This is a genomic window from Cupriavidus sp. SIMBA_020, assembly GCF_046535395.1.
Lineage (GTDB): Bacteria > Pseudomonadota > Gammaproteobacteria > Burkholderiales > Burkholderiaceae > Cupriavidus > Cupriavidus campinensis.
In genome coordinates this window covers 34143-59279 of sequence record NZ_JAWRWU010000016.1, presented here as the reverse complement: position 1 = coordinate 59279, position 25137 = coordinate 34143, and the positions used below count along the sequence as shown (strand labels likewise).

General features: G+C 67.9%; 31 protein-coding genes. 13 read left to right on the top strand and 18 right to left on the bottom strand.

Annotated features, from left to right (window positions below; all coding sequences use genetic code 11):
* Window positions 1-23: 23 nt before the first annotated feature.
* Both SB751_RS24455 and SB751_RS24450 read right to left on the bottom strand, forming a co-directional pair.
* A complete protein-coding gene (locus SB751_RS24455; RefSeq protein WP_144196584.1) occupies window positions 24-1007 on the bottom strand; it encodes an FAD binding domain-containing protein in 984 nt (327 codons plus the stop codon).
* Window positions 1008-1009: 2 nt separating this feature from the next.
* Complete coding sequence (locus SB751_RS24450; RefSeq protein WP_377731681.1) at window positions 1010-1681, bottom strand: (2Fe-2S)-binding protein; 672 nt, start codon at window positions 1679-1681, stop codon at window positions 1010-1012.
* A gap of 257 nt (window positions 1682-1938) precedes the next feature.
* Here SB751_RS24450 and gcvA point away from each other — a divergent pair, with 257 nt between their 5' ends.
* Complete coding sequence (gene gcvA / locus SB751_RS24445) at window positions 1939-2832, top strand: transcriptional regulator GcvA (protein WP_144196583.1); 894 nt, start codon at window positions 1939-1941, stop codon at window positions 2830-2832.
* Here the strand turns inward: gcvA and SB751_RS24440 are convergent.
* From SB751_RS24440 to SB751_RS24410, 7 genes are read right to left on the bottom strand one after another with little or no spacing between them, the layout of a single operon-like run.
* Window positions 2829-4025 (bottom strand): CaiB/BaiF CoA transferase family protein, encoded by a 1197-nt coding sequence (locus SB751_RS24440; protein ID WP_144196582.1) that lies wholly within the window; start codon window positions 4023-4025, stop codon window positions 2829-2831. The two genes, gcvA and SB751_RS24440, sit on opposite strands and share 4 nt — an antisense overlap.
* A gap of 2 nt (window positions 4026-4027) precedes the next feature.
* Window positions 4028-4438, bottom strand: a complete 411-nt coding sequence (locus tag SB751_RS24435) for a PaaI family thioesterase (RefSeq protein ID WP_144196581.1) — start codon at window positions 4436-4438, stop codon at window positions 4028-4030.
* Entirely contained in the window at window positions 4435-5427 is a 993-nt protein-coding gene (locus tag SB751_RS24430) for a Bug family tripartite tricarboxylate transporter substrate binding protein (protein WP_144196580.1), read from the bottom strand. Before SB751_RS24430 ends, SB751_RS24435 begins: the two co-directional genes overlap by 4 nt.
* A gap of 41 nt (window positions 5428-5468) precedes the next feature.
* Window positions 5469-6272: an enoyl-CoA hydratase/isomerase family protein gene (locus SB751_RS24425; protein ID WP_144196579.1), complete on the bottom strand. Its 804-nt coding sequence runs from the start codon at window positions 6270-6272 to the stop codon at window positions 5469-5471.
* Between the two features lie 11 nt (window positions 6273-6283).
* Complete coding sequence (locus tag SB751_RS24420; RefSeq protein WP_144196578.1) at window positions 6284-7048, bottom strand: SDR family NAD(P)-dependent oxidoreductase; 765 nt, start codon at window positions 7046-7048, stop codon at window positions 6284-6286.
* A gap of 1 nt (window position 7049) precedes the next feature.
* Window positions 7050-8201, bottom strand: coding sequence for a thiolase family protein (locus SB751_RS24415; protein WP_144196577.1), 1152 nt, complete (start codon window positions 8199-8201; stop codon window positions 7050-7052).
* Window positions 8202-8213: 12 nt separating this feature from the next.
* Entirely contained in the window at window positions 8214-8576 is a 363-nt protein-coding gene (locus SB751_RS24410) for a Zn-ribbon domain-containing OB-fold protein (protein WP_144196576.1), read from the bottom strand.
* Window positions 8577-8810: 234 nt separating this feature from the next.
* Here SB751_RS24410 and SB751_RS24405 point away from each other — a divergent pair, with 234 nt between their 5' ends.
* Window positions 8811-9332 (top strand): RrF2 family transcriptional regulator, encoded by a 522-nt coding sequence (locus tag SB751_RS24405; RefSeq protein ID WP_144196575.1) that lies wholly within the window; start codon window positions 8811-8813, stop codon window positions 9330-9332.
* Between the two features lie 47 nt (window positions 9333-9379).
* Here SB751_RS24405 and SB751_RS24400 read toward each other — a convergent pair whose 3' ends face one another.
* On the bottom strand, window positions 9380-10591 hold the full coding sequence (locus SB751_RS24400) for an NAD(P)/FAD-dependent oxidoreductase (protein ID WP_144196574.1): 1212 nt from the start codon (window positions 10589-10591) through the stop codon (window positions 9380-9382).
* Window positions 10592-10824: 233 nt separating this feature from the next.
* Between SB751_RS24400 and SB751_RS24395 the strand changes: the two genes are divergently transcribed.
* Genes SB751_RS24395 through SB751_RS24385 form a run of 3 tightly spaced genes read left to right on the top strand, consistent with a single transcriptional unit; the run spans window position 10825 to window position 11930 of the window.
* Entirely contained in the window at window positions 10825-11013 is a 189-nt protein-coding gene (locus SB751_RS24395; RefSeq protein WP_144196573.1) for a hypothetical protein, read from the top strand.
* Window positions 11014-11043: 30 nt separating this feature from the next.
* Window positions 11044-11484, top strand: coding sequence for a cupin domain-containing protein (locus tag SB751_RS24390; protein ID WP_144196572.1), 441 nt, complete (start codon window positions 11044-11046; stop codon window positions 11482-11484).
* Window positions 11481-11930, top strand: coding sequence for a carboxymuconolactone decarboxylase family protein (locus SB751_RS24385; RefSeq protein WP_211942882.1), 450 nt, complete (start codon window positions 11481-11483; stop codon window positions 11928-11930). Before SB751_RS24390 ends, SB751_RS24385 begins: the two co-directional genes overlap by 4 nt.
* A gap of 31 nt (window positions 11931-11961) precedes the next feature.
* Here SB751_RS24385 and SB751_RS24380 read toward each other — a convergent pair whose 3' ends face one another.
* On the bottom strand, window positions 11962-12381 hold the full coding sequence (locus SB751_RS24380) for an organic hydroperoxide resistance protein (RefSeq protein ID WP_144196570.1): 420 nt from the start codon (window positions 12379-12381) through the stop codon (window positions 11962-11964).
* Window positions 12382-12461: 80 nt separating this feature from the next.
* The gene (locus tag SB751_RS24375; protein ID WP_284454296.1) at window positions 12462-13442 is read right to left on the bottom strand and encodes an alpha/beta fold hydrolase; all 981 of its coding nucleotides are present in this window, start codon (window positions 13440-13442) and stop codon (window positions 12462-12464) included.
* Window positions 13443-13661: 219 nt separating this feature from the next.
* Between SB751_RS24375 and SB751_RS24370 the strand changes: the two genes are divergently transcribed.
* The 5 genes from SB751_RS24370 (at window position 13662) to SB751_RS24350 (ending at window position 16904) form a co-directional block, all read left to right on the top strand.
* A complete protein-coding gene (locus SB751_RS24370; protein ID WP_211942856.1) occupies window positions 13662-14138 on the top strand; it encodes a DUF6130 family protein in 477 nt (158 codons plus the stop codon).
* A 103-nt stretch (window positions 14139-14241) separates the two neighbouring features.
* Entirely contained in the window at window positions 14242-14643 is a 402-nt protein-coding gene (locus SB751_RS24365; RefSeq protein WP_211942857.1) for a MarR family winged helix-turn-helix transcriptional regulator, read from the top strand.
* Window positions 14644-14698: 55 nt separating this feature from the next.
* Complete coding sequence (locus SB751_RS24360) at window positions 14699-15409, top strand: SOS response-associated peptidase family protein (protein ID WP_144196566.1); 711 nt, start codon at window positions 14699-14701, stop codon at window positions 15407-15409.
* 136 nt (window positions 15410-15545) lie between these two features.
* Window positions 15546-15707: a hypothetical protein gene (locus SB751_RS24355; RefSeq protein ID WP_186296778.1), complete on the top strand. Its 162-nt coding sequence runs from the start codon at window positions 15546-15548 to the stop codon at window positions 15705-15707.
* A 117-nt stretch (window positions 15708-15824) separates the two neighbouring features.
* A complete protein-coding gene (locus tag SB751_RS24350; RefSeq protein ID WP_144196565.1) occupies window positions 15825-16904 on the top strand; it encodes a calcium:proton antiporter in 1080 nt (359 codons plus the stop codon).
* A 19-nt stretch (window positions 16905-16923) separates the two neighbouring features.
* Here SB751_RS24350 and SB751_RS24345 read toward each other — a convergent pair whose 3' ends face one another.
* Window positions 16924-17898, bottom strand: a complete 975-nt coding sequence (locus SB751_RS24345; RefSeq protein WP_410748643.1) for a tripartite tricarboxylate transporter substrate binding protein — start codon at window positions 17896-17898, stop codon at window positions 16924-16926.
* 43 nt (window positions 17899-17941) lie between these two features.
* A complete protein-coding gene (locus tag SB751_RS24340) occupies window positions 17942-19063 on the bottom strand; it encodes a muconate/chloromuconate family cycloisomerase (protein ID WP_211942859.1) in 1122 nt (373 codons plus the stop codon).
* 122 nt (window positions 19064-19185) lie between these two features.
* Here SB751_RS24340 and SB751_RS24335 point away from each other — a divergent pair, with 122 nt between their 5' ends.
* Window positions 19186-20067 carry a LysR family transcriptional regulator gene (locus tag SB751_RS24335; protein WP_144196562.1) on the top strand — a complete coding sequence of 294 codons (882 nt, stop codon included), beginning with the start codon at window positions 19186-19188 and terminating at the stop codon, window positions 20065-20067.
* A 34-nt stretch (window positions 20068-20101) separates the two neighbouring features.
* Here SB751_RS24335 and SB751_RS24330 read toward each other — a convergent pair whose 3' ends face one another.
* Window positions 20102-20668 (bottom strand): TetR/AcrR family transcriptional regulator, encoded by a 567-nt coding sequence (locus SB751_RS24330; RefSeq protein ID WP_144196561.1) that lies wholly within the window; start codon window positions 20666-20668, stop codon window positions 20102-20104.
* 101 nt (window positions 20669-20769) lie between these two features.
* Window positions 20770-22200, bottom strand: a complete 1431-nt coding sequence (locus SB751_RS24325; protein WP_144196560.1) for an SLC13 family permease — start codon at window positions 22198-22200, stop codon at window positions 20770-20772.
* 387 nt (window positions 22201-22587) lie between these two features.
* Between SB751_RS24325 and SB751_RS24320 the strand changes: the two genes are divergently transcribed.
* Together SB751_RS24320 and SB751_RS24315 are read left to right on the top strand one after the other, a co-directional pair.
* Window positions 22588-22839: a DUF2789 domain-containing protein gene (locus SB751_RS24320; protein ID WP_144196559.1), complete on the top strand. Its 252-nt coding sequence runs from the start codon at window positions 22588-22590 to the stop codon at window positions 22837-22839.
* 71 nt (window positions 22840-22910) lie between these two features.
* The gene (locus SB751_RS24315; RefSeq protein WP_144196558.1) at window positions 22911-23420 is read left to right on the top strand and encodes a GAF domain-containing protein; all 510 of its coding nucleotides are present in this window, start codon (window positions 22911-22913) and stop codon (window positions 23418-23420) included.
* A gap of 44 nt (window positions 23421-23464) precedes the next feature.
* Here SB751_RS24315 and SB751_RS24310 read toward each other — a convergent pair whose 3' ends face one another.
* Window positions 23465-24142, bottom strand: a complete 678-nt coding sequence (locus tag SB751_RS24310) for a type 1 glutamine amidotransferase domain-containing protein (RefSeq protein WP_410748657.1) — start codon at window positions 24140-24142, stop codon at window positions 23465-23467.
* A 30-nt stretch (window positions 24143-24172) separates the two neighbouring features.
* On the bottom strand, window positions 24173-25009 hold the full coding sequence (locus tag SB751_RS24305) for an enoyl-CoA hydratase/isomerase family protein (protein WP_144196557.1): 837 nt from the start codon (window positions 25007-25009) through the stop codon (window positions 24173-24175).
* Window positions 25010-25137: the final 128 nt, after the last annotated feature.

Below are 25137 nucleotides of genomic sequence, written 5' to 3'. Positions count from 1 at the left end.
GGGGGCTGGATCGGGGCAGCCGCTCAGGCGACGAGCCGCGACAGGTTGCGCGACACCGCCTGCTGGCCGAGCAGCAGCTTGAAGCCGTTCTGGCCGTACGACTGCGCGCCCGCCATGGCGGCGGCGGCGGTCTCGCGGATCAGCGCGTCCGTTACCGGCTTGCCGCGCAGTACCGCCTCCGCGTTGGCAGCCCGCCACGGCTTGGTGGTGACCCCGCCGAGCGCGATGCGCACGTCCCGCACGGTGCGGCCGTCCAGCACCACCACCACCGCGCTCGACGCCAGCGCGAACTGGTAGGAGCCCCGGTCGCGCAGCTTCAGGTAGGCGGACCGGCTGTTCGGCAGCGGCGCATCAAGCGTGATGTGCGTGATCATCTCGTCGGCTTCCAGCGCGTGCTCCTTCCACGGCGTTTCACCGGGCAGCAGGTGGAAATCCGCGAACGGGATGTCACGCCGGCCCTTGGTCCCCTGCACGTGAATGGTGGCGCCGATGGCAACCATCGCCACGCACATGTCTGACGGATGCGCGGCGATGCACTGGTTGCTGCCGCCCAGCACTGCGTGCACGTTGCGGTTCAGCCCGTCGATGGCCGGGCAGCCCGATCCCGGCACCCGCTTGTTGCACGGCGATACACCATCGCGGAAGTAGCCGCAGCGCACCCGCTGCATCACATTGCCGGCCGTGGTGGCCTTGTTGCGCAGCTGGGTGCTGGCGCCGGAAAGCAGCGCCTGCGACAGCGCCGGGTGGTGCTTGACGATGTGCGGATGGCGCGCCAGTTCGGTGTTGCTGACCATCGCGCCAATCCGCACCCGGCCGTCGCCGGCCACCTCGACCTGGTTGAGGCCGAGCTTGTGGATGTCCACCACGCGCGGCGGGTGCATCACGTCCAGCTTCATCAGGTCCAGCAGGGTGGTGCCGCCGGCCAGGTAGGCGGTCTCGGGCGTGCGCGCGTGCAGTGCGATGGCCTGCTCCACGTCCGCCGCCCGGGCATATTCGAAGGTTCGCATGGCTAGGCCCCCTTGATCTTGCCGCGCGCGTCCTGGATGGCCGCGACGATGTTCCGGTAGGCCCCGCAGCGGCAGATGTTGCCGCTCATCGCCTCGCGCACGGCCGCGTCATCGGCCGGGATGCGCTTGTCGCCAAGCACACCCACGGCGCTCATCATCTGGCCGGCGGTGCAGTAGCCGCACTGGTAGGCGTCGTGGTCCCAGAAAGCCTGCTGCACCGGGTGCAGTGTTCCGTCGCGGGCCAACCCTTCGATGGTGGTGATCTCGTCACCGTCATGCATCACCGCGAGCGACAGGCAGGCGTTGACCGCCACGCCATTCACGTGCAGCGTGCACGCCCCGCATTGGCCATGATCGCACCCCTTTTTGGTGCCGGTGAGGTGCAGTTGATCGCGCAATACGTCCAGCAGCACGGCATTGGACGCCACCGTAAGCGACTGGAGCGTGCCGTTGACCTTGAATTTCACCGCGTGGCCGGCGCTGGCCTGCGGCGCGGCGGACGCCGCAGGCACGGTGGCTTCGCCCGCGGCATACACACTTCCTGCCACTCCGACCCCCGATGCGCTGACGCCGACCGATTGCAGGAAGCGTCGTCGCGAGATGTCCGGCATGTTCGGGGGTTGCACGCCGCTGGTGCCGGCACGGCCACCATTCTGCTGACAAGAGTCTTCCATTTCCCGTTCTCCTTGAACGCGAGCGGCGCAAGTTCACGACGAACATTGCAGGATAGTCATCTGGAGAAATTGTCCAGACATTAGCAAGCAGCAGGCCTGGGAAACCAGACGAGACAGTGTGGGTGTTTGCAGCCTTTACAGTATTCGAACAAGCGCTTCCGTTTTTCAAGATCTGGCGTGCGCCTCTTTTACAAGCAGCACGAGTAGCCACGACGTATGATTGAGAAATTCTCAAACGTGTCGCCGTTCCCCCTGACATGGACCGCCTGCCCCCGCTCAACGCCGTGCGCGCCTTCGAAGCCGTCGCGCGCCGGCTCAGTATCACCATCGCCGCCACGGAACTGCACGTCACGCCCGGCGCGGTCAGCCGGCAGATCCGCACGCTCGAAGATGCGCTTGGCATCCAGCTACTGGTGCGCGGCCATCGGCAGATCACGCTCACGCGTGCCGGCGAGGACTACTACCGCGCGGTCACCAAGGCGATGGACGGCCTGCGCGAAGCCACTGTCCGCCTGACCCGGCGCACCCGCCGCACGCAACTGAAGGTGCGCGCCTACACGACGTTCGCGATGCGCTGGCTGATTCCACGGCTGTCCAGCTTCCACGCGGCCAATGCCGGCATCGAGGTGCTGCTCACCGCCTCGCTCGACGAGGTGGACTTCCGGCGCGAGGACATCGACGGCGCCATCCGCCTCGGCGACGGCAAGTGGAGCGGCGCCAACGCCTATCGGCTGGTGCCGAACATCCTCCTGCCCGTGTGCAGCCCCGCGCTGGCGAAGCAGGTGCGCAAGCCCGCCGACCTGCAACGCCAGGTGCTGCTGCATTCGATCGCCCGGCCCGAGGACTGGGGCTTCTGGCTCGCCTCCACCGGCGCGGACAAGCTCGTCGATGCGCGCAGCGGCATGACCTACCAGAGTTCGGCGATGGCCTACATGGCGGCGCTCGAAGGACAAGGCTTCGCCATCGCACAGCGCTTCCTGGTGGAAGACGACCTGACCAGCGGCAAGCTCGTGGCACCGTTCCGGCAGGCCGTCGACATGGGCGACTTCACCTACTACCTGCTCACGCCGGCGGACCGCGCCGAAAGCACCAGCATGGCCACCTTCCGCGCGTGGCTGCTGGCGCAGTTCCAGGGCACGGCAGCGGGCTAGGCGCAGTGGATGGCCCGGCTTGCGTCCAACGCCGCGATATCGCTATCCGCATAGCCGAGGTCGCGCAGCACGGCGCGCGTATGCTCGCCGCAGGCTGGCGCGGGCTGCATCGGCGCGGCATTGCTGACGGCACTGTCGATCGGGAACCCCGGCATGCGGATCGTGCCGAGCGCGGCGTGGGAGATATCGGCGAACATCTGGTTGGCCGCCACCTGCGGATGCTGTGCCACATTCTCATAGGTGGCCACGCGGGCGCAGAGAATGTCGACGGCCTGCAGCGCCGCCAGCCACGCATCGGTGCCGCGCGTGACGAAAACCGCCGTCAGCGCCTCCACCATCGCCGCGCGGTTGGCCACGCGCAGCGGCGAGGTGGCGAAGCGCGGGTCGTCGGCCAGCGCGGCGAGTCCGAGCGTCTCGCACAGCCGGCGCCAGCGGTCGGGCATATAGGCCGCCACCATGATCCAGCCGTCCGCCGTGCGGAAGGCCTGGTTCGGCGCCGAGTAAGGCGCGGCACTGCCCGCCCGCACCGGCAGGTCGCCATCGGCCAGATAGCTCGCCAGCGATGACTGCTGCAAGGCCAGCGCGGCGTTGAACAGGCTCACGTCGAGATGCCCGCCGCGCCCGTCGCGCGCCCGCTGCGCCAGCCGGGCGAGGATGCCGACCACGGCGACGTAGCCCGTCATCACGTCCACCACCGGCGCCTGCACCTTGCACGGCTCGCCGCCCTCCACACCGATCAGGCTCATCAGGCCCGAGTCCGCCTGGATGATGCCGTCCACGCCAGCACGGTCCGCGTAGGGGCCTTCCTGCCCGTAGGCCGAGATCGAGCAGTAGATCAGCGCGGGGTGCTCCTGTGCGAGATCGGCGTGGCCCAGCCCCAGCCGCGCCATCACGCCGGGCCGCATGCTCTCCACCACGATATCGGCGGTAGCCACCAGCCGGCGCGCCACGTCGAAACCCTCGGGCCGCTTGAGATCGATCGACACGCCGAGCTTGTTGCGGTTGAACCCGTGGAACAGCGCGCTGTCCGCGCCGATCCAGCCCGGGCCAAGCCCGCGCCCCATTTCGCCGCCCGGAGGCTCCACCTTGATCACGCGGGCCCCCATGTCGGCCATCAGCATGGTGGCCGTCGGGCCGGCGCCGATCTGCGTGAAATCGACGACGGTCAGTCCTTCCAGAGCTTGGCGGAGCATGGTCATGCCTCCCGGTTCGCGCGGGACCGCTTGAAGGTGCCCTGCGCGGTGGCGATGCGCTCGCCGGCAGCGGTGAGCAGCTCGGCCGACGAAAAGTAGATGCTGCGGCCCGCATGAGTGACGGTAGCCACGGCACGCACGCGGCCCGTGCTGACCTTGCCGAGGTAGCTGATCGTCAGCATCAGCGTCACGGCGTTGCCGAGCGCGCTGCCGTGGGTGCCTTCTTCCTGATGCAGCCCGGCGTAGCCGCAGGCGGCGTCCAGCAGCGTGGCGCTGACGCCGCCCTGCAGCGAGCCCTGCCGGTTCAGGTGGCGCGGCTCGATATCGAGCGCGAAGGTGCAGGCGCCGGGGCCGACGCGCTCGAGCTGCACGCCGAGGAATTCGAGCAGCGGGTTGTCCAGATCCGGGTTCACATCGCCACCTTGATGTCGTTGTCGCGGATCACGCGTTGCCAGCGCGCCAGCTCGCGGACGATATAGGCCCGGAGTTCGTCGGGCGTGGAGCCCTTGGCCTCGAAGCCCTGCTTGTGGAACTGCTCCACCACCTCGGGCGCCTTCAACGCGGTCAGCAGTGCGGCGTTCAGCTTGTCCACCACCGGACGCGGCGTCTTGGCCGGGGCGAGCAGGCTGTACCAGAGTTCGGCGTCGTAGCCCTTCAGGCCCGCCTCGTCGAACGATGGCAGGTCCGGCATCAGCGGCGTGCGGCGCTTGCCCGCAATGCCGAGCGCGCGCAGCTTGCCGGTCCGCACGTACTGGATGGCCGATGCGAACGTGGCGAACGAGACCTGCACCTGCCCGCCCATCAGGTCCGTGATGGACGGCCCGGTGCCGCGATACGGCACGTGGAGCAGCTCGGTCTTGTTCATGCGCGCGAAGACCTCGCCGGCCAGATGCTGCGGCGTGCCGGGCCCGGGGCTGCTGTAGCTGATCTTGCCGGGATGGGCCTTGCTGTAGGCCATGAACTCGGCGAGCGTCCTGTAGGGCTGGTCGGGATTGGCCACCAGCATCAGCGGCACCGAGCCGATCAGCCCCACAGGTTCGAAATCGCGCTCGATCTGGAACGGCACCTTCATGCCCAGGTAGGGGTTCATCGTGATCTGGCTGGAGGCGATGACCAGCGTGTAGCCATCGGCCGGGGCATGGGCGACCAGATCGGCACCGAGGTTGCCGCCTGCGCCGGGCCGGTTCTCGATCACCACCGGCTGGCCGAGCTGCTTGCTCATCTGCGGCGCAATCAGCCGCGCCAGGATGTCGTTGCCGCCGCCGGGCGCGAACGGCACGATCAGCGTGACGGGCTTGGTGGGGAACGCCGGCTGGGCGCTGGCCGGGGCGGTGGCGCCGAGCGCGCAGGCCAGCCCCAGCAGCATCCGGGCGATGCGGAAGATGCGGAATCGTGTGGTCATGGTTGTCTCCTGAGTGTCGTTATGGATGGGGTGGGCCGCCCTCAGCGGCCCGTGAAACTTGGCGGCCGCTTCTCGGCGAATGCCTGCCGCCCTTCGGTGCGGTCCGCCGTGTCGCGCAGCACGCCCCAGTAGAGTTCGGTCAGCGCCTGCGCGTCGGCTTCGCCAAGGTGCGCGGTCTGGCGCGACAGCTTCTTGGCGGCCTGCACCGCCAGCGGGGCGTTGCGGGCCACGCGGTGCGCCAGCGTGAGCGCCCGCTCGGCCAGCATTGCAGCCGGCACGGTCTCGCTCACGAGGCCGATGCGGTGCGCCTCGGCGGCATCGATGCGCTCGCCGGTCAGCACCATCTGCATCGCATGGGCGGCGGGCACCGCCTTGAGCAGCCGGTGGAGGCCGGAGACCGCCGGAATCGATCCGACCGCCGCCTCGGGCAGGCCGAAGGTGGCGTTTTCCGATGCAATCCGCATATCGCACTGCAAGGCCATTTCCAGCCCCGCGCCGAGGCAGTGCCCGTTGACCGCCGCGATCAGCGGCTTCCACAGCGCCAGTCCGGACAGGTCCATCAGGCGGATATAGAGGCCGAGGTCGGCGGCGGGGTCCGGCGCCTGGAACAGCGCTTCCGCGTAGCTGGCCGGCGAGGTGCGCGTGCCCTTGAGGTCTGCGCCCGCGCAGAAGGCGCGCGTGCCGGCGCCGGTGAGCACGGCTACGCGGATATCGTCGCGGTCCCGGATCTCGGTCAGGTGGGCGCGCAGGGTGCGCAGCGCGGTCACGTCGAGCGCGTTGAGCGCCTCGGGGCGGTCGAGGGTCAGCACGGCCACGGCGCCGTCAAGGGTGAGGTGGACAGTCATGACGCCCCCTCCTACACGCTGGGCGACGACAGGCTGCGCCCGCCGCACACGTAGAGCGTCTGGCCGGTAACGTAGGACGCCTCCGGGGCCAGGAAGAAGTGCACGGCATTGGCGATATCGGCCGCCGTGCCAATCCGCTGCACCGGCACCGACTTCTGGAGCTTCGCCTGCACGTCCGGCGCGAAGTTGCGGAACAGCGGCGTGTCGACGATGCCCGGCGCCACCGCGTTCACCGTCACGCCCTTGCCGGCGAACTCGATGGCCAGCGAGCGCGTCAGGCTGACCACGCCGCCCTTCGCCGCCGAGTAATTGGCCTGCCCGAAGCCGCCAAGCCACGCCCGCGACGAAATATTGACGATGCGGCCGTAGCCCCGCTCGACCATGCCGGGCAGCGCGGCCCGGCAGCACAGGAACTGGGAGCGCAGGTTGGTGTTGATGACGAGGTCCCAGTCGTCGTCCGTCATCTTGAGGAAGCGCATGTCGCGTACGGCGCCGGCGTTGTTGACCAGGCCATCGACGGGGCCCATGGTGGCCGAGACATGGGCGAAGGCCGCGTTGACGGCGTCGCCATCGGTCAGGTCCACGGTCACGCCCATGGCGCGGTGGCCGGCGTGGACCAGCCCGCCCACCGCGTCGGCCAGCGCCGTGGCATCGCGGTCGAACAGCGCCACGGTCATGCCCGATTCGGCCAGCCGCGTGGCGATGCCGAGGCCAATGCCGCGTGCGGCGCCGGTGACGACGGTGACCCGCCCGGTTTCGGAAGTGTTCGCATTCATCTCAAACTCCCAGCACATGCACCGACGAGGCGGCGTGATCCACGCCGGCGATGCCGCCGCCGGTGCATTGGGTCAGGCCGATCCGGGCCCCTTCCACCTGCCGGCTGCCGGCACGCCCCTGCAGGTGCCACATCACTTCCACCATTTGCGCAATGCCGGTGGCGCCGAGCGGATGGCCCTTGGCGAGCAGGCCGCCACTGGGGTTCACCGGCACCCGTCCGCCCAGCCGCGTGGCGCCCGAGCGCAGCAGCGGCACGGCCTCGCCAGGGGGCGCGAGGCCCAGCGCCTCGTAGTAGAGCAGCTCGGCGATGGTGAAGGCGTCGTGCAGTTCCACCACGTTGACGTCCGCCGGGCCGAGTCCGGCCTGGTCGTACGCCTGCCGTGCGGCGCGGGCGGTGATTTCGGCGTCGAGGATGTCGTCGTCGGCCTGCTCGCGCATGCCGGAGACCACCACCGACGACAGCACCCGCACTGCCCTGGCCTTGGCCTGCGCCGGACGGCGCGTGCTCAGCACCACCGCCGCGGCGCCGTCGACCTGCGAGGGGCAGCACTGCAGCAGCGTGAGCGGGTCCGCGATCATGCGCGAGGCCAGCACTTCCTCGGCCGTGACCGCCGTACGCTGCTGGGCGAACTCGTTCAGCGTGCCGTGGTAGCGGTTCTTCACGGCGACGGCGGCCAGGTCTTCGGGCGTGGCATCGCGCTCGTGCAGGAAACGCGTGCCGCGCATCGCGTAGACGGCAGGCAGCACCATGCCGGCGTTCGCGTAGCACTCTGTCTTGTAATCATTGCGTTGCAGCGGGATGGTACCGCCGCCGAGCGCGGTGAGTTGCTCGATGCCGAAGACCAGCACCGTCTCATACTGCTGGGCCAGCAGCGCGTGGCGCGCCAGATGCACGCCGGTGGCGCCGCTCGCGCAGGCGTTCTCGACGTTGTAGACGGGAATGCCGCGCAGGCCGAGATCGCGCACGATCAACTGGCCCAGGATCATGCCGCCGAGCACGTTGGCGCAGTAGACAGCTTCGATGTCCTGCAGCGAGACGCCTGCGTCGTCCACGGCCTTGAGGATGGCCTGTTGGGCCAGTTCGGGGGCCAGCACGCCCGGGTGTCGGCCGAACGGCGTCATCGCGCCGCCGGCAATATAGATGTCTTGCATGAATCGCTCCGCTCAGTCCTGGGTGGCGTGGAATACGTAGCCGTAGGTGTCGTCCGGCTCGGGCCGGTAACGGTCGCCAATGGCGGGCCGGTCCTTGCCGAGCAGGCGGCCGAAGATGCGCACCGGGCCGGCGAAGTCCACATAGCCCAGCGCGTACGGCGGCTGGCCGGTCTTCGGCGCGGGATGGATCACGGTAAAGCTGTAGACGGTGCCGGGGCCGGTCACCGCCACGGGTGCATGGTGCGGTGCGAGCGGCGAATGGTCGGCCACGGCCGGGAACACCCACTCGCCGGTACGCGTGTCGCGGGACGCCATCAGCGTCGGCGCTGTCTGGGGGCTGCCGGGGCGCCAGAGGGGGAAGGATTGCGTCGTCATGCTGGTCTCCTTGTCGTTGGTCGTTGGCTGGATAGTGGTACGCCGGTGAAGCCACGACAAACGAGAAATCCGGACGCGTCGATTGACTTTTTCTCAAGCGAAGGGGCCGAGGAGCGCCGGGCTGGTACTGTATTCGAACAGGCACTTCGGGTTTTCAAGGTCTCTGCCTAGCCTTGCTGTCGCGCCGGCGCTGGTGTAGGCTTGCAACTACGATCTATTGAGTCCTAGTTAAAAATGTCCCATATCAGCACGGGTGTCGAGTACGGGCTGCACTGCCTGCTCTATCTGTCGCGCTCCAACATGGCCGTGGAAGAAGCCAGTGTGCGCGATCTGGCCGAACTGCAGGGCGTCCCCACCGAGTTCCTGGCCAAGCTGTTCACCAAGCTCGCGAAGGCCGAAATCGTGGTGGCCACCGAGGGCATCAAGGGCGGTTTCCGGCTGGCGCGTCCGCCTTCGCGCATCTCGGTCTATGACGTGATTGTCGCCATCGACGGCGACAAGCCGCTGTTCGAGTGCCGGGAGATCCGCGAGCGCAGTGCCGTATTCGAGGGCTGCCCGCCGGCCTGGGCAACGCGCGGCGTGTGCACCATCCACGCGGTCATGCAGTCCGCCGAGAAGGCAATGCGCGCCGAGCTCAAGAATCACACGCTGGCCGACATTGCCGAGCGCACCGTGGAGAAACTGCCCGCCGCGTACGGCGGTCAGGTTGTGGAGTGGCTGACCGACCGCGCGGCCAACCGGCGCAGCGCCAGATAGAGAAAGGGCGATCCTGGCGGATCGCCCTTCTTCTTTCCCGAGCCCGATCAGGCCACGACGATGCGGCGCGGATCGGCCGACGCCAGCGCCTCGGCCCGGTTCGCGCTCGGCGGGTAAATCCATTCGGTGTTGATCTTTGTCTTCAGCGCCTTGGCCTCGGCGCCCGACAGCTTCACCTGGCGGTCCCAGCCCTCGGTGTAGACCGCCCCCCACGGCCCCAGATCCAGACAGGTCACGTACTTCGGCTGGCTGTACGGGATCGGCGGCTGGCCCAGCAGGTCGGCGGCCACGTTGTGCCCGGCAGACCGCCCCAGGTTCATCGCGTGCTGGCACGACATCATCGTGACGTTACCCTCGTCATCGGTCGCGGCACGGGCCACATCGCCGGTGGCGTAGACATGCTCCACACCATCGACCTTCAGGTTGCGGTCCACATGCAGCCGGCCGAAGTTGTCGCGCTGCGCGGGGATCTGGTCAGTCAGCGCGCTCGCACGGGCGCCTGCGGTCCAGATCACGGTCTGGGCGTCGATGCGCTCGCCGCTTTCCAGGGTGACGCCTTCGGCGTCCACCGACGCCACACCGGAGCCCAGCTTCCACGTCACGCCGAGTTGGGTCAGCGCCTCGGTAATCACCGGGCGCGGCCCCTGGCCCAGGTCCGGACCGATCTCGCCATTGCGCTCCACCAGGATGACGCGCACTGCGGTATCGGCACCGAGCACCTCGCGCAGCCGCGCCGGCATCTCGGCCGCGGTCTCGATGCCGGTGAACCCAGCGCCAGCTATCACCACGGTATTGCGCGCCACGCTGTCGGGGCGGCCGGCCAGCCCGTGCAAATGCGCCTCCAGCCGCGAGGCATCGGCCACCTGGTCGACGTTGAAGGCATGCGCTTCGAGTCCGTCGATCGCCGGACGGAACAGCCGGCTGCCGGCGGCCAGCACCAGGCGGTCATAGCCGAGCGTCTGGCGCGAGGTATCGGCGCCCACGCCCTTCACCGCCACTTCACGGGCTGCCACGTCAATGCGTTCGACGATGCCCTGCACGAACCGCACACCGGTGGCGGCGAAGATCTCCAACAGCGGCGCCTTCATCTTCAGCGGGTTCTGCTCGTAGAGCCGGGGGCGCACGTGCAGCGCCGGCTCCGGCGCGACCAGCACGATTTCCACATCGGTGCGCGCGGCCTCGTCGAGCAGACGGGCCGAAGCAAGGGCGCTCCACATGCCGGCAAAGCCGGCGCCAATGACAAGAATGCGTTGGGACATCTCTACTGCTCCTGAATTGATCTGTACTGCCCTGACCAGCGGCGGCGCCGCGTCGATTTACAGGCCGCGTCTCTCGACACAGCTTAACTACGATTGTATGAGTCGTAGTTAAAGCGTGCAAGAAATTTCATGGATGGGGTTTACGCCAATCCATCCGCTGCTTGCAGGGAGACCGCGAATCGACTATCGTTATCTCCGACTATATTAGTCGTAGTAATGAATTGGAGTCGATCATGAGGCAGTTTGGTTGGGTGGGCGCCCTTGGCGCCATTGCAGTATTGGCGACCGGCATCACCACATGGGCGGCAGCCGATGGTGGCCTGGCACCCCCCTGTGCGCGGGGTGTGCTGCTGGGTGCGCAACACGCCGATGGCACGAACGCCGCCAGCCAGGCATCTGGCCCACCCTACCCGGTGGCCTGACCGGCTCCGGCCCTGAACATGGAGGTTGAGATGAAAGTTGTTTTCCCCCGGATGCTGGCACCGCTCCTGGCGGCGGCCGGCATGATGCTTGCCGGCGGCGCGATGGCGCACGGCACTGGCGAGACCGTCACACCGAACTTTTCGCGCGCCATTCCGAACCTGCCGGGCAAGTCGCTGGTCGCCGTGGAGGTGAACTACGCGCCGGGCGGCGCTTCGCACCCGCACCGGCATGCCGGGTCTGCGTTCATCTATGCCTATGTGGTCTCGGGCAGCATCGTCAGCAAGGTTAACGACGGCCCCGAGCGCGTCTACAAGGCGGGCGAGAGCTTCCACGAAGACCCTGGCTCGACCCATCCGGTCAGCCGGAATGCCAGCAAGACCAAGCCCGCCAAACTGCTGGCGGTCTTCGTGGCCGATGCCACGGACACCGAACTCACCACCAACCTTGGTACCCACGACAAGAAGGACTGAGCATGCGCATCGACTACACGAAAACTTCCCCAGCCGGCGTCAAGGCGCTCGGCGGTGTCTACGGCTACATCACGCAGTCCGGGCTCGAACCCGCGCTGGTGGAGCTGACCTACCTGCGCATCAGCCAGATCAACGGCTGCGCCTACTGCCTGGACATGCATACACGCGAACTGACGCGCAAGGGCGTGGACGTGCAGAAGCTTGCGCTGGTCCAGGTCTGGCACGAGGCGGGCAACCTGTTCTCCGACCGCGAAAAGGCCGCCCTGGCCTGGGCCGAATCGGTGACGCGCGTCGCCGACACCCATGTGCCCGACGACGCCTTCGAGGCTGCCGCCGCGGTCTTTGAGGAAAAGGAACTCGCCGACCTGACCATCGCGATCGGCCTCATGAATGCCTTCAACCGGCTGGCCATCAGCTTCCGGCGGGGGCCCGAGGGTGCGGTGTAACGGCGCTCGGGCCCCCGCCTGGCCGTGCGCGTCAGACGACCGCGATCGTCACGTCGATGTTGCCGCGCGTGGCCTTTGAATACGGACAGATCTGATGCGCCCGTGCGGCAAGCGAGCGGGCGAGGTCGGGATCGATCCCGGGCAGGGACACGTTGAGCCGGGCAGCCAGCAGGAACGCCTCGCCAGCGCGACAAAGGTCGATTTCCGCTTCAACCGCGGCGTCTGCAGGCAACGTGACGTCCGCGGCCTGTGCCGCCTTGCCGATCGCGCCGAGGAAGCAGGCGGACCAGCCGGCGCCAAGCAACTGCTCAGGATTCGTGCCGGGACCGTTGCTGCCGGGGCCAGAAAGGTCAATGGCGAGACGGTTGTCCGAACTGCGGGAACTGCCGTTCCGGCCGCCCGTCGTGCGGGTCTTGCCGGTGTAGATCACGGTATCGATGGCTTGCGTCATGAATGTCTGGGATGGTAGGAGTGTTCGCCACGTATGGAAGGCGGCGGCCCGTGGTGGCGACACGGGCCGCGCCGGGTAACTCAACGGAACGCCGCACGAACCTCGTCGACCGTCTCGTGCGGACGCTGCAGGTGCGGGTAATGGCCCGTGGCGGGCAGCAGGCGCAACGGCGCTCCGGTCCTGCGCGCGAACTCGGCGCCCATTTCCTTGCTGATGTAGATGTCCTGTTCGCCCCACACAACACGTACCGGGGTCTTCAGGCTCGGCAGCAGCGCCTCGAACGCATTCTGGTCCCGCGTGAAGTGCGCGTAGTAGTGCGCGAACGCGTCGGCCGACGTCAACGCCCCGTTCTGCCAGCCGCGTGCAAGATCGGTCCGGTACTCCGCATCCAGCGCATAGCGCGCGCCCTCCGGCAATCCACGTGTGAACGCGTTCTGCAGAATCTCGTCGCGCGAGGCATTGAAGGCACCACGCACGGCTTCGGCCGATGCGGGTTCCTTTAACGCCTGCAGGCGTTCCTGCATGTATTGCGGCCGGTTGAACGGTGCGAAGTCTCCGACGATGATGGTCCGGGCGATACCTGGCCGGTCGATGGCCGCCAGCAACGCCGGCAAGGCCGCGATGTCGGTGGCATAGATCACCAGGTTGCTGCTGTCGAGGCCTGCTGTGTCGATGTAGCGCGTCAGTACCGTGGCGTAGTCGCGCGGCGCATAGGCAAAGCGCTCGACAGGCGGACGTGAAGAACCGCCATAGCCCGGCCAGTCGAACGCATGGACTTCGTATTCCTGGCCGAGCGTCCTGGAAATCTCTTTCCAGGCGAGCATGGTTTCGGGAAAGCCATGCAGGAACAGCACGGTACCTCGCGGCGCCGCCGGCCGGACCACCATCCGCCGCAAATGCAACCCGGCATCGACATCCACATGACTCACTTCTGCAATGGGCTCGCCGGTCGCTGCGCCTGCGGCGCCTGCGGCTCCTGCGCCGCCCAAGAGCGCCGTGGAGACACTGATGGCAGTGGCCACCGACAGCGCCGAACGACGGGTTGCTGATTTCGCTTTCATCTCGTTTCCTCCTGCGCCGGCCGGGCCGCGCAATCTGTTGCATATGCAGCATTAGAGTGATGGGATGTATCGAGTCTGTTGTCGTGAGACGGTCAGACGGTATGGCTGTGTATCCCTCTGCCCTGCAGATACATGCGCGTACAAAAAGGCCGCCCGCCTACTATTCCGTCAAGGCATCATCGGCGCCCTCGGGTTGTTCCCAAATCTTAGGAGTCACACATGAGAGCTCTTACCCACGTATTCGCCGCCGCAGCGCTCGCGGCAGTGCAGATGACGGCCGCCGCACAAACGGCTCCGGACACGAGCCGTCCACCGGCCGTCCTGCCGCTCGAAGCGGAGCCGGCGCCCCGGGTTGTGGCCTACCCGGCATTGCCGGAGCCGCTCGCGCGGGGCGTCGTGATCGTCCAGTTCCGCACCGAGAACTTCCGGGTGATCCCGGTGTTCGGCAAAGCGGCCACCCAGGTTTCGCCACGGGTCGGCCATCTGCATGTGACCGTTGACGATGGCCCGGCCACCTGGGCGCACACCAGCGAGGACCCCATCATCGTGGTGGGGCTGCCGCCGGGGCCGCACAGGGTGCGGCTCGAACTGGCGGATCCCACGCACAGGATCCTGGCGACGGAAGTGGTGACCGTGACGGTCCCCGATACGCGGTCTTCGGCCGCCACGGCCGCGCCGCCAGCACATCGGCACTGAGTGCGGTACGCTGGCGGACCTTCATCGCTTCCCGTGAGACATGCGACCCGCTAAGCGTTCCGCGGCCGGTAACCCGGGCGCCGAAATTTTCCAGCACTGCGTGATGACCCGTGCCCGGCAGATCTCGCGCGTCCTGACCGCTGCCTACGATCAGGCGTTGCGCCCGTTCGGCATCAACGCCACGCAGTTCACGCTGCTGGTGCTCGTGCATGAACTCGGCCCGATCAGCCGCGCCGATCTCGGACGGCGCAATCATCACGACCGTTCCACACTGACGCGCAACCTGCAGCCGCTACTCGCGGAAGGGTGGATTGCGGAGGACGTGGCGGAGGCCGCCGATGGCCGATCGCGGCCGCTCTCCGTGACCCGCGCCGGCAAATCGATGCTGAAGGAGGCCGCGCCCGCGTGGGCGCAGGCGCAAGCGGCCGCCACGGCCATGATGGGAGACGACGGCGTGGCGGCCATCATGGGCATTGCGGCGAAGCTGCCGAAGCGGGGGGCGTAGGACTGCGGCGGCTGCCAGCATGTCCGCACGCCTCTCCCCCTCCCAGGAGCGATCGATGTGCGTCAACTACGCCCCCATCCAGCGGCAAGTCCTGCGTGACATCTTCGGTGTCGAGCCGCCGGCCCGGCTGTGGGCGGACGAGGCGTGGCCGGACACCCTCGCACCCATCGTCACCGGCTCCGATGCCGGGCGCGCCTGTGCGCTGGCCTCGTTCAGCATGGTGCCGAAGCGCCGGATTCCGGCCGGCACCCGCTATTTCCCGACTGCGAATGCGCGTACGGAGACCGTGGGCACGCTCAAGTCCTTCGCCAGATTCTGGAAGGCCGGCCAGCTGGCCCTGATTCCGGCCAGCGCGTTCTACGAATACGCCTATCCCGAGGCCGGCACGCCCGAGCGGCCCGGCAAGCCCGTGCGCTGGAAGCTCTGGCTGCCGGATGCACCGGGCTTCGGCATCGCCGGCCTCTGGCGCGCGTGGCCGGACGACACGCTGTCTTTCACCATGCTCACCGTCAATGCCGATGCCCATCCGCTGCTGTCGCGCATGCACCGGCCCGGCACCGAGAAGCGTTCGGTGGTGATCGTGCCCGAAGCCGATTGGGATGACTGGCTGCGCTGCCGCGATCCGGAAGTCGCCCGGACGTTCCTGCGGCTCTATCCGGCCGAGCGCATGGCCGGAGCGCCGGCGCCGATGCCACCAGCGGCTGGGAAAGCGGCACCCGAATCGGCTCCCGAACCGCCCGCGCCCGAGTCCGGATCGTTGTTCTGACTCAGGCGCCCGGGCGCGGCGCAGCCCCCAATTGGGTGACCGGAACGCCCCTCCGACAGAGGGTGTCGGGCGCAGCCCTTGTTCCCCATACTGCCCTGCACCGGCCACAAGAGCCGTTCCTATAAGGGGTCAGACCATGTATGTCGCCGTCTCTTTCGTCGGGTACGTTCTCGCTTTCCTCATCGCCCTCATCGTCGCCGCGCGCTGGATCTCGCGTCATCATCCCGGCCTGCGCGATGCCGACGCCGACCGCCTCGCCCGCGCGGAGCCGCCCACCCGGCCGCTCATGCCAGACTGAATCCGCCGCCCTCCGGAACTTCCCCGCGCCGCCGAGAACCTATCGCCGGGCGGCCTTCTGCTGCACAATGCCCCGTTAGTCGCCACTTGCGCGGCAGCAGAAGGAAAAGGAACCAGGATGGCTACATCGAACAAACTGCCCGCATGGACCATCTGGTCGCCGCTGGCCGCGTGGGCCGCGTTTGGCCTCGGGCTGATGCTGCCGGGCCAGGGCTGGCTTGTTGCGATCATGGCTGCCGCGCTGGCCGGCGCGGTGTTTTCCGCGGTGCACCATGCCGAGGTGGTGGCCCACAAGGTGGGCGAGCCGTTCGGCACGCTGGTGCTGGCGATTGCGGTGACGGTGATCGAGGTGGCGCTGATCGTCTCGGTCATGCTGTCCGCCGGGCCGGAGAAGGCCGGACTGGCTCGAGACACCGTGTTCGCCGCCGTGATGATCATCTGCAACGGCATCGTCGGCATGTGCCTGTTCGTGGGCGGCCTGCACCACCGGGAGCAGGAATTCCAGGCGCCCGGCGCCAAGGCCGCGATGGCCGTGCTGGTGGCGCTGCTGGTGCTGACCATGGTGCTGCCCAATTTCACGAGCTCCACGCCGGGGCCGATGTTGACCTCGTCGCAACTGGCGTTCTCGGGGCTGATGTCGCTCGTGCTGTACGGCAGCTTCGTGTTCGTGCAGACGGTGCGGCATCGCGACTACTTCCTGGTGGAGAGCAGCGACGAAAACGTGCACGCGGAACCGCCGCCGGGGCGCGTGGCCGCGGCCAGTGGCGTGCTGCTGGTGGTGTGCCTGGTGGCCGTGGTGGGGCTGGCGAAGATGCTGTCGCCGTCCGTGGAGGCGGCGGTGGCCGCCGCGGGCCTGCCGCCCGCCGTGGTGGGCGTGGTGATCGCGGCGCTGGTGCTGCTGCCCGAGGGGCTCGCCGCGCTGCGCGCCGCGCGGCTGGACCGCCTCCAGACCAGCATGAACCTGGCGCTGGGCTCGGCGCTGGCCAGTATCGGCCTGACCATTCCCACCGTGGCGGTGGTCTTCATCGGCCTGGGCCGCCCGCTCGAACTGGGGCTGGGCCCCAAGGAGATGGTGCTGCTGTTCCTGACGATGATCGTCGCATCGCTGACGCTCGGCTCGGGCCGCACCACGATCCTGCAGGGCGTGGTGCACCTTGTGATCTTCGCCGCCTACCTGTTCCTCACCATCGTGCCCTGACGGGCGCGCGCCGCAGCCCTCAATCGGCGCGAATGCCCTTTTCCTTGATCAGGGCACCCCACTTGGTGGTTTCCTTCGCCAGGTGGTCGCGCAGCGCCGCCGGCGTGCTGCCGATGGGCTCCGCGCCGATGCCCGCCAGCCGCTGCTGCACGGCGGGCTTCTTCAGTGCCTCCAGCATGGCCTTGTTAAGCGCGTCGATGACCGGCTGGGGCGTCCTGGCCGGCACGAAGGCAGCGAACCACGGCGACAGCTCGTAGCCCGGCAGCCCCGCCTCGGCCAGCGTCGGCACGTTGGGCAGCGCCGAGGAACGCCTGGCGGTGGTCACGGCGATGGGCGTCAGCTTGCCGCTGTCGATCTGAGGCTTGGCCGAAGTGATGCTGTCGAACATGTAATCCACCTGCCCGCCGAGCAGGTCGGTCATGGCCGGGCCCGATCCCTTGTACGGGATATGGAGCAGGTCCACCTGCGCCATCGACGTGAACAGTTCCCCCGCCAGATGGATCGATGTGCCATTGCCAGCCGACGCGTAGGTGTACTTGCCCGGCCGCGCCTTGGCGCTGGCGATCACCTCCGCCACGGTCCTGGCCGGCGTCTTCGCCTTGTTGGCAACCAGCACGTTCGGCACCACGGCCAGCAGCGAGACCGGCGCGAAATCCTTGATCGGGTCGTAGCCAAGCTTGCCGTACAGCGCCGGATTGACCGCCATGCCGTTGGCCACGATCAGCAGCGTGTGGCCGTCGGCCGGCGCACGTGCCACCAGTTCCGCGCCGATATTGCCGCCCGCGCCGGGGCGGTTTTCCACCACCACGGCCTGGCCGAGCGTCTTCGACATATCCTCGCCCAGCGTGCGGGCGATGTTGTCCATCGCGCCGCCGGCCGGGAACGGCACGATCCAGCGGATGGGATGGTCGGGATAGGCGGCGTGGGCGGTGCCCGCCGCCAGGGCGGCGGCGGCCAGCAGGGCCGACAGCAATGACCGGTTCAGGGATTTCATAGTCTCCATTCCTTCTTGTATATGTCGATGATGCGGGCGCCGCTCAGGCAACCCGGCGATAGTGCGCGAGCTTGTCCTCATCCAGCGCCAGCCCCAGGCCCGGGCCGGTGGGCAGGTGCAGCGCGAAGTCGCGGTAGGTGGGCCGCTCGGCCACGATGTCGTCCTTGAGCAGCAGCGGGCCGAACAGCTCGGTGCCCCAGGCCAGCTGCGGCAGCGTGCAGAAGCCATGCGCGGCGGCGATGGTGCCGACGCTGCCTTCCAGCATCGTGCCGCCATAGAGCGCGATGCCGGCCGCGTCGCCCACGGCCGCCGTGCGCAGCATGCCGAAGATGCCGCCGGACTTGGCGATCTTGAGCGCGAACACGTCGGCGGCGCCCAGCCGTGCCAGTTCCATCGCGTCTTCCGGGCCGGTCACGGCTTCGTCGGCCATGATCGGCACCACGAAGCGGGCCGCCAGCCGCGCCAGCGCCGTGCGGTGCTCGCGCGGGGTGGGCTGCTCGATCAGGTCGATGCCGGCCGCCTCCAGCATGGCGATGCCGGTGGCCGCGTCGGCCTCGTTCCACGCCTGGTTCACATCGACGGTCACGCGGGCGCGGTCGCCCAGCGCGCGCTTGATGGCGGAGACGTGCGCCACGTCGTCACGCACCGCGCGGCGGCCGATCTTGAGCTTGAACGTGTTGTGGCGGCGCTCGGCCAGCAGGCGCTCGGCTTCCTCGATGTCGCGGGCGGTGTCGCCGCTGGCCAGGGTCCAGAGCACCGGCAGCGTGTCGCGCACGGCACCCCCGAGCAGCGTGGCCAGCGGCACGTTCAGGCGCTTGCCCTGCCCGTCGAGCAGCGCGGTTTCCAGCGCGCTCTTGGCGAAGCGGTTGCCGCGCGCCACCTTGTTCAGCCGCGCCATCGCGCCGTGGACGTTGGTGGCGTCCTGGCCGATCAGCGCCGGGCCCAGGTAGGTGTCGATGGTCAGCTTGATGCCTTCGGGGCTTTCTTCCCCATAGGACAGCCCGCCAATGGTAGTGGCCTCGCCGATGCCCTCCACGCCGTCGCTGCAGCGCAGCCGCACGATCACCAGCGTCTGCTGCTGCATGGTCGCCATGGCCAGTTGGTGGGCCCGGATGGTCGGGAGATCGACCAGGATGGCCTCGATGCCGGTAATCGTCGTAGTCATACTTTCTCGATGCTTGGTATCAGTTGCAATCGAGCATACGCCTTGACTTTACTGGCGTCCAAGACCGATGATGTCTCGATTGATACCCTGTGGGTATGCATCGACCCTACCAAGGAGGCGCCATGGAACTCCGGCACCTGCGCTATTTCCAGACCGTCGCGCAGGAACTCAATGTGACGCGGGCGGCATCCCTGCTGCACATGGCCCAGCCGCCGCTGTCGCGCCAGATCCGCCAGTTCGAGGAGGAGGTGGGCGTGGCGCTGTTCGATCGCGTGGGCCGTGGCCTGAAGCTGACCGAGGCCGGCCGCTTCCTGCTCGAACAGTCGCTCCAGCTGACCCAGCGGCTGGAAGAAACACTGGAGGGTACGCGGCGCATCGGCCGTAACGAGAAGCGCTGGTTCGGCATCGGCTTCGTGCCTTCTGTGCTCTACGGCGTGCTGCCCGAGCTGATCCGCGTGCTGCGCGACGACGCCAGCCAGATCGAGGTGGGCCTGACCGAGATGATCACGGTGCAGCAGCTGGAGGCGCTCAAGTCTGGCCGCATCGACCTCGGCTTCGGCCGGCTGGCACTCAACGATCCGGCCATCGCGCAGCGCGTGGTCAGGGCGGAGGCGCTTGTGGCGGCGCTGCCCGCCAGCACCGCCGTGCCGGCCACGCCGCTGACGGCGGACGCGCTGGCCCGCCATCCGCTGATCCTCTACCCCGCCCGCCCCCGCCCCAGCTACGCGGACCACGTGCTGTCGCTGTTCCGCGCGCAGGGGCTGCAACCCCACGTCGTGCAGGAAGCCAACGAGTTGCAGACGGCGCTGGGGCTGGTGGCGGCGGGCATCGGCATCACGCTGGTGCCGTCGTCCGTGCAGCGGCTGCATCGGGACGATGTGCGCTACGTGCCGGTGGACGCCGCCGGCTTCGTCTCGCCCGTGATCATGAGCTACCGCGCCGGCGACGTGTCGCCGTACCTGCTGCGGGCGGTGGAATGGGTGATGCGGCAGCGCGGGGAATGACCGGCGTTGCGCACGAGGCGCCGGGCTAGCTGCCCTACCCGGCGGCGTGCAGCCGCGCCAGCAGGCGGCGGCCGGCGTCGATCGATGCCACGTCCGGCACCATCTGGTAGCGCACGATCATCCCCTCGATGCAGACCATGGCTTCCTCCGCCACGGCCTCGGGGTCACGCAGCCTCAGCTCGCGGGCCACGTTCGCCACGAATTCGGCGAGCGATTTCTTGTGTTCCACCGCGTGCCCGGCCAGCCGGGGGTCATCCCCGGCGCCACCACCCGCCTCGGCCACCACGTTGATGAAGGCGCAGCCCCGGTAGTCGTCCGACTGGAACCACTCCGCCAGGGCATCGGCCAGCACATCGAGGTTCGGTCGTTCCTTCAGCCGGCGCCGCACGGCGGCCTCGAACCACGCCATCCAGTTGTCATGCCGGCGGGCCAGGAAGGCCGAGATCAGGTCGTTCTTCGAAGCAAAGTGCCGGTATAGCGACATTTTCGCCACGCCGGACTCGGCAATGATCTTGTCGATGCCGGTGGCGCGATAGCCGTCGCGGTAGAACAGCCGTGCGGCGGTGTCGAGAATGCGGTCGCGGGCGGAGGGAGTGGCCATGGCGGTGCGGAGGTCAGGTGCGGAAGTCAGGTGCGGATGGCCACCATTATAGAAGACAGACCTGTCTACAACCTGCCGATTACCCAAACCCCTGCCACCCCTCACAGCACCACGAAGGCGAACCACAGCACCACCGGCGCGATGATCGTGATCAGCGCGCCATAGACCATCAGCTTGCGGAAGAAGGCCTGCCGGTCTACGCCCTGCGCGTTGGCCAGCACGAGCGCGCCGTTGGTCGAGAACGGGCTCACATCGACGATGGTCGACGACACGGCCATCGCGGCGATAAAGCCGATCGCGCTGACATCCGAGCCCTGCTGCAGGAACGGCACCGCGAGCGGGATCAGCGACCCCAGCACGGCCGTGGACGACGCGAACGCCGATACCACCGCGCCCACAAAGCACAGCAGCAGCGCAGCCATCAGCGGCGAGGTCAGGTTCGCCACGCTGTGGCCGACGAAGTCGATCGTGCCCATCTTGTCCATCACGCCAACGAAGGTGCTGACGCCGACGATCAGCATGATCTCGGGCCAGGAGACCTGGCCCAGCGCCCGCTTCTGCAGCTCCGGGGCGATCAGCGTGAGCGCCAGCGCGATGGTCAGGGAGACGAAACCGATATCGAGCTTGAAATAGAGCGTCAGCACGGCCAGCGCCACCAGACCAGCCACCGTCAGGTACTGGTAGAGGCCGGCCGGGGTCTCGGGGCTGCTGGCCGCGCTGCCGGCGGCATCGCTGCCCCCCTCCAGCATCGATCCCCGGTCGCGCGTCATGGTCTTGTGCTCCTCCGTGCCCGCCTCGGCCTCGGCATCGCCATAGATCTGCGCGCCCTGTGCCGCCACCGTGCAGGCGCCGAAGGGATGCGGCATGGCCAGCGCGCCGCCGGCCGCCTGGGGTGCTGCCGCGGGCTGGGTCGATGTTGCCGACTGGCGCATCAGCCGCAGGCCGCCAAAGGCCACGAACAGCCCCGCCGCCACGGCGAGGTTCACGCCGAAGCTGGCGAAGGCCGTCGCCATCTCGCTCAGCGGCAGCCCGGCCTTCTGCACGATCTTGTTGGTGATGCCGCCGTAGATGCTGATCGGCGAGAAGCCGCCGCCCTGCGCGCCATGGATCACCATCAGCCCCATCAGCAGCGGGTTGATGCCATAGCGCGCGGCAAAGCCCAGCGCAATCGGCGCGATGATCGCCACGGCTGCGGGACTGACCGCGCCAACCGAGGTCAGCAACGCCGCGATCAGGAACATGATCCACGGAATCGCCGCGATCCGGCCGCCCACGGCACGCACCGCCAGCCGCACCAGCCAGTCGATGGTGCCGTTGTTCTGCGCCACGGCGAACAGGTAGGTAATGCCAACCAGCGTCAGGAACAGGTCGGCCGGAAAGCCGGCGAGGATGGTCTTGGCCGGCATGGCGGCCACCCAGGTGCCCACCAGGAACGCGCCGACGAAGGCGAGCGCCCCCATGTTGACCGGCAGGACCGTGGCGACGACGAACATCAGTCCCAGGACTGAGATGGCAATCAAATGTTGCGACATAGCGGCTCCATCGCGGCAGGCACGCATCGGCGCACCCCGCTTGGTAGGGAAGGCATGGGAATGGCATCGGCAGGACTGCCGGGGGATTCGCCGCTAAGGCAAACGCTGGCGGGGGCTGGCGGTCACGAGTTGTCTCCGGGTGGATGGGGTCGCGTCCGGAACACTTCCGCCCGGCGCGCCGCTGATCTGGTTGTGATCCCACAATACGGCGGCGGGCGGCAGGCATCAATTAAGGTACTGGTCCAATCCTTACGGTAACCGGAACAGCGCTCGGGGAGACCGCCGCATCACAAAGCGCGTGTAGGCGCCGGGAGGATTGCGGCCCCCCCGCTGGCGAGAGAGAATCAATCGGCCATTCCCCTGCCGGCCAACCTTCAGGAGCACGCGATGGACCTGTCCTTCCACCATTTCTCCGACCTGTTCGCACAGCTCGGCCTGCCCGCCGAAGAGGCCGATATCCGCGCCTTCATCACCACGCACTCCCCGCTCGCCGACGACCTCGAACTCTGGGAGGCACCGTTCTGGACACCCGCGCAGGCAACGCTGCTGCGCGACGAGTACATGGAGGACGCCGACTGGGCGGAGATGGTGGACCAGTTGAATCTGGCGTTGCGGGGGGCGCCGGTCCCGGGGGCTTGAGTCGAGCGCCTGAAGGCGGCAGCCGGCCGGTATATCATCGGCCCTTCCGCAACACCTCCGGCCCCCTCACGATGTTCCAGCTTTCCGACGATCTCTGCGCCGCCCCGAAGTCTGACCAGTACGCCACGCTGGTGGACATGGCGCGCGGGCTTCTTGCCGATGAGCGCGACCTGATCGCCAATGCCGCGAATTTCTCGGCGCTGGTCTACCACTCGCTGGCCGACCTGAACTGGGCCGGTTTCTATTTCTACGATGGCACCGAACTGGTGGTGGGCCCCTTCCAGGGCAAGCCGGCCTGCGTACGCATCGCCATCGGGCGCGGTGTCTGCGGCACGGCGGCGCAGACGCGCGCCACGCAACTGGTGCGCGATGTCCACGCCTTCCCCGGTCATATAGCCTGCGATGCGGCCTCGCGCTCGGAAATCGTGGTGCCGCTGGTTGCACCCGATGGCACGCTGATTGGCGTGTGGGACGTCGACAGCCCCCGCGAAGCCCGCTTCGACGAAGCGGACCAGGCGGGCATGGAAGCGCTGTGCGCGGTGTTCGTCGAACTCGCCTGGGCGCGCCGCATCGAGGGCTGAACACCCGATCACGTCATCGGCGCGCCCTGGCGGCGGGCGTTACCTCATGCCAGCCGCTTCAACAAGTCCGCTGCCCCTGCCGCCGAGGACGCCGGGTTCTGGCCCGTGATGAGCAGGCCATCCTCGACCACGTAGGGTGCCCAGTCATCCCCCTTGGAATAGAGGCCGCCCTTGGCTTTCAGTTCGTCCTCCACCAGGAACGGCACCACCTGCGTCAGCCCCACGGCGGCTTCCTCGGTGTTGGTGAAGCCCGTGACCTTCTTGCCCTGCACCAGCGGCTTGCCGTCGGACGTCACCACATGCCGCAGCACGCCCGGCGCATGGCAGACCAGTGCCACGGGCTTGCCGGCGGCAATGAACGACTCGATCAGCGCGATCGAGTGCTTGTCTTCGGCCAGATCCCACATCGGGCCATGGCCGCCCGGATAGAACACCGTGTCGAAATCCGCCTGCGAGACGGAATCCAGCCGCACGGTGGCGGCAAGCTGCGCCTTGGCGGCCGCGTCGGCCTCGAACCGATGCGTGAGTTCCGTCTGGAAATCCGGCTCGTTGCTCTTGGGGTCCAGTGGCGGCTGGCCACCCTTGGGCGAGGCCAGGACGATGTCAGCGCCCGCATCCTTGAAGGCGTAATACGGTGCGGCCAGCTCTTCAAGCCAGAAACCCGTCTTGCGGCCGGTATTGCCGAGTTGGTCATGCGAGGTCAGGACCATCAGGATCTTCATCATGTTTCTCCGTTGAGCGAAAGTGGGGGTCTACCTGTCGGCCGGCTGGTTCACCTGGCCGGTGTATCTGGCGAGATGAATTTCGACATCGGGCGCTTCCTGTAGCCCCAGCTCCATGAGCCGGCCGATATTCCGCTGGGCGGCGGGCCGCTGGACGGAGGCGATGAATCGATCCCACTCCGCTGCGATGTCCTCATCCGGCGGCAGGCTGGCCACATCGACCAGATGCTTGATTTCGGAGATGGAGGTCTTGTCGAACGACGCTATGCGCCGCGCCAGTCCATCGACGAAGGCATCCAGTTCGGCATCTGGCAGCGCGCGATTCACGTAGCCGTATTGCTCGGCCAGCGCGCCGTCGATATCGGCGCCACTGAGCAGCACCTCCAGCGCCCGCCCCCGCCCCATCAGCCGTGGCAGGCGCGCCATGGGCCCGCCTCCGGGCACAAAACCCGCGCCAATCTCGAACTGCGAGAGCACCGCCTTCTCCCGGCTGGCAAACCGCATGTCGCAGGCCAGCGCCAGTTCGCTGCCCACGCCCGTGGCACGGCCGCGGATCGACGCGATGGACACCACCGGGGCCCGGCTCAGGCGGACCAGCATGTCGGGCAACGGTGGCATGCCGGTCGGCCCGGGCGCCATGCGGGTGGTGACCTCGAGCGGCGGCACGAAATCGTAGTGGGTCAGGAAGAAGCCCGGCACGGCACTATCGAACACCACCACCTTCAGGTCCGCAGCGCTTTCGAGCTCGGTCATGACCTGGTTCAGCTGCGGCATGGATTCCGGACCATAGATATTGAATGGCGGATGGTCGACCGTGACACGCCAGTAGGCTGGTGTCACGCGCGTGATGTGGAATTGCTGCGTCATCGTTGCACCCTGAGTCGATGCCTGATCCTCGAAGCCATTCCCGGTACGGGCCAGGCAGGATGCCGGGTGGCGCTCGCACCTGTCGTAGCGCCACCCCTTGGCGGCTCTCGCGCGTGAAGAGCCAGATG

What these genes read in the sequence shown, in the direction of transcription:
- SB751_RS24330 (WP_144196561.1), bottom strand. Translation starts at nt 20,668, where the DNA reads ATGGCCACTCCCTCCGCCCGCGACCGCATTCTCGACACCGCCGCACGG.
- SB751_RS24405 (WP_144196575.1), top strand. Translation starts at nt 8,811, where the DNA reads ATGTCCCATATCAGCACGGGTGTCGAGTACGGGCTGCACTGCCTGCTC.
- SB751_RS24375 (WP_284454296.1), bottom strand. Translation starts at nt 13,442, where the DNA reads ATGAAAGCGAAATCAGCAACCCGTCGTTCGGCGCTGTCGGTGGCCACT.
- SB751_RS24420 (WP_144196578.1), bottom strand. Translation starts at nt 7,048, where the DNA reads ATGAATGCGAACACTTCCGAAACCGGGCGGGTCACCGTCGTCACCGGC.
- SB751_RS24360 (WP_144196566.1), top strand. Translation starts at nt 14,699, where the DNA reads ATGTGCGTCAACTACGCCCCCATCCAGCGGCAAGTCCTGCGTGACATC.
- SB751_RS24395 (WP_144196573.1), top strand. Translation starts at nt 10,825, where the DNA reads ATGAGGCAGTTTGGTTGGGTGGGCGCCCTTGGCGCCATTGCAGTATTG.
- SB751_RS24315 (WP_144196558.1), top strand. Translation starts at nt 22,911, where the DNA reads ATGTTCCAGCTTTCCGACGATCTCTGCGCCGCCCCGAAGTCTGACCAG.
- SB751_RS24440 (WP_144196582.1), bottom strand. Translation starts at nt 4,025, where the DNA reads ATGCTCCGCCAAGCTCTGGAAGGACTGACCGTCGTCGATTTCACGCAG.
- SB751_RS24365 (WP_211942857.1), top strand. Translation starts at nt 14,242, where the DNA reads ATGACCCGTGCCCGGCAGATCTCGCGCGTCCTGACCGCTGCCTACGAT.
- SB751_RS24425 (WP_144196579.1), bottom strand. Translation starts at nt 6,272, where the DNA reads ATGACTGTCCACCTCACCCTTGACGGCGCCGTGGCCGTGCTGACCCTC.
- SB751_RS24310 (WP_410748657.1), bottom strand. Translation starts at nt 24,142, where the DNA reads ATGAAGATCCTGATGGTCCTGACCTCGCATGACCAACTCGGCAATACC.
- SB751_RS24400 (WP_144196574.1), bottom strand. Translation starts at nt 10,591, where the DNA reads ATGTCCCAACGCATTCTTGTCATTGGCGCCGGCTTTGCCGGCATGTGG.
- SB751_RS24430 (WP_144196580.1), bottom strand. Translation starts at nt 5,427, where the DNA reads ATGACCACACGATTCCGCATCTTCCGCATCGCCCGGATGCTGCTGGGG.
- SB751_RS24380 (WP_144196570.1), bottom strand. Translation starts at nt 12,381, where the DNA reads ATGACGCAAGCCATCGATACCGTGATCTACACCGGCAAGACCCGCACG.
- SB751_RS24390 (WP_144196572.1), top strand. Translation starts at nt 11,044, where the DNA reads ATGAAAGTTGTTTTCCCCCGGATGCTGGCACCGCTCCTGGCGGCGGCC.
- SB751_RS24370 (WP_211942856.1), top strand. Translation starts at nt 13,662, where the DNA reads ATGAGAGCTCTTACCCACGTATTCGCCGCCGCAGCGCTCGCGGCAGTG.
- SB751_RS24305 (WP_144196557.1), bottom strand. Translation starts at nt 25,009, where the DNA reads ATGACGCAGCAATTCCACATCACGCGCGTGACACCAGCCTACTGGCGT.
- gcvA (WP_144196583.1), top strand. Translation starts at nt 1,939, where the DNA reads ATGGACCGCCTGCCCCCGCTCAACGCCGTGCGCGCCTTCGAAGCCGTC.
- SB751_RS24350 (WP_144196565.1), top strand. Translation starts at nt 15,825, where the DNA reads ATGGCTACATCGAACAAACTGCCCGCATGGACCATCTGGTCGCCGCTG.
- SB751_RS24355 (WP_186296778.1), top strand. Translation starts at nt 15,546, where the DNA reads ATGTATGTCGCCGTCTCTTTCGTCGGGTACGTTCTCGCTTTCCTCATC.
- SB751_RS24410 (WP_144196576.1), bottom strand. Translation starts at nt 8,576, where the DNA reads ATGACGACGCAATCCTTCCCCCTCTGGCGCCCCGGCAGCCCCCAGACA.
- SB751_RS24345 (WP_410748643.1), bottom strand. Translation starts at nt 17,898, where the DNA reads ATGAAATCCCTGAACCGGTCATTGCTGTCGGCCCTGCTGGCCGCCGCC.
- SB751_RS24450 (WP_377731681.1), bottom strand. Translation starts at nt 1,681, where the DNA reads ATGGAAGACTCTTGTCAGCAGAATGGTGGCCGTGCCGGCACCAGCGGC.
- SB751_RS24340 (WP_211942859.1), bottom strand. Translation starts at nt 19,063, where the DNA reads ATGACTACGACGATTACCGGCATCGAGGCCATCCTGGTCGATCTCCCG.
- SB751_RS24325 (WP_144196560.1), bottom strand. Translation starts at nt 22,200, where the DNA reads ATGTCGCAACATTTGATTGCCATCTCAGTCCTGGGACTGATGTTCGTC.
- SB751_RS24320 (WP_144196559.1), top strand. Translation starts at nt 22,588, where the DNA reads ATGGACCTGTCCTTCCACCATTTCTCCGACCTGTTCGCACAGCTCGGC.
- SB751_RS24335 (WP_144196562.1), top strand. Translation starts at nt 19,186, where the DNA reads ATGGAACTCCGGCACCTGCGCTATTTCCAGACCGTCGCGCAGGAACTC.
- SB751_RS24455 (WP_144196584.1), bottom strand. Translation starts at nt 1,007, where the DNA reads ATGCGAACCTTCGAATATGCCCGGGCGGCGGACGTGGAGCAGGCCATC.
- SB751_RS24415 (WP_144196577.1), bottom strand. Translation starts at nt 8,201, where the DNA reads ATGCAAGACATCTATATTGCCGGCGGCGCGATGACGCCGTTCGGCCGA.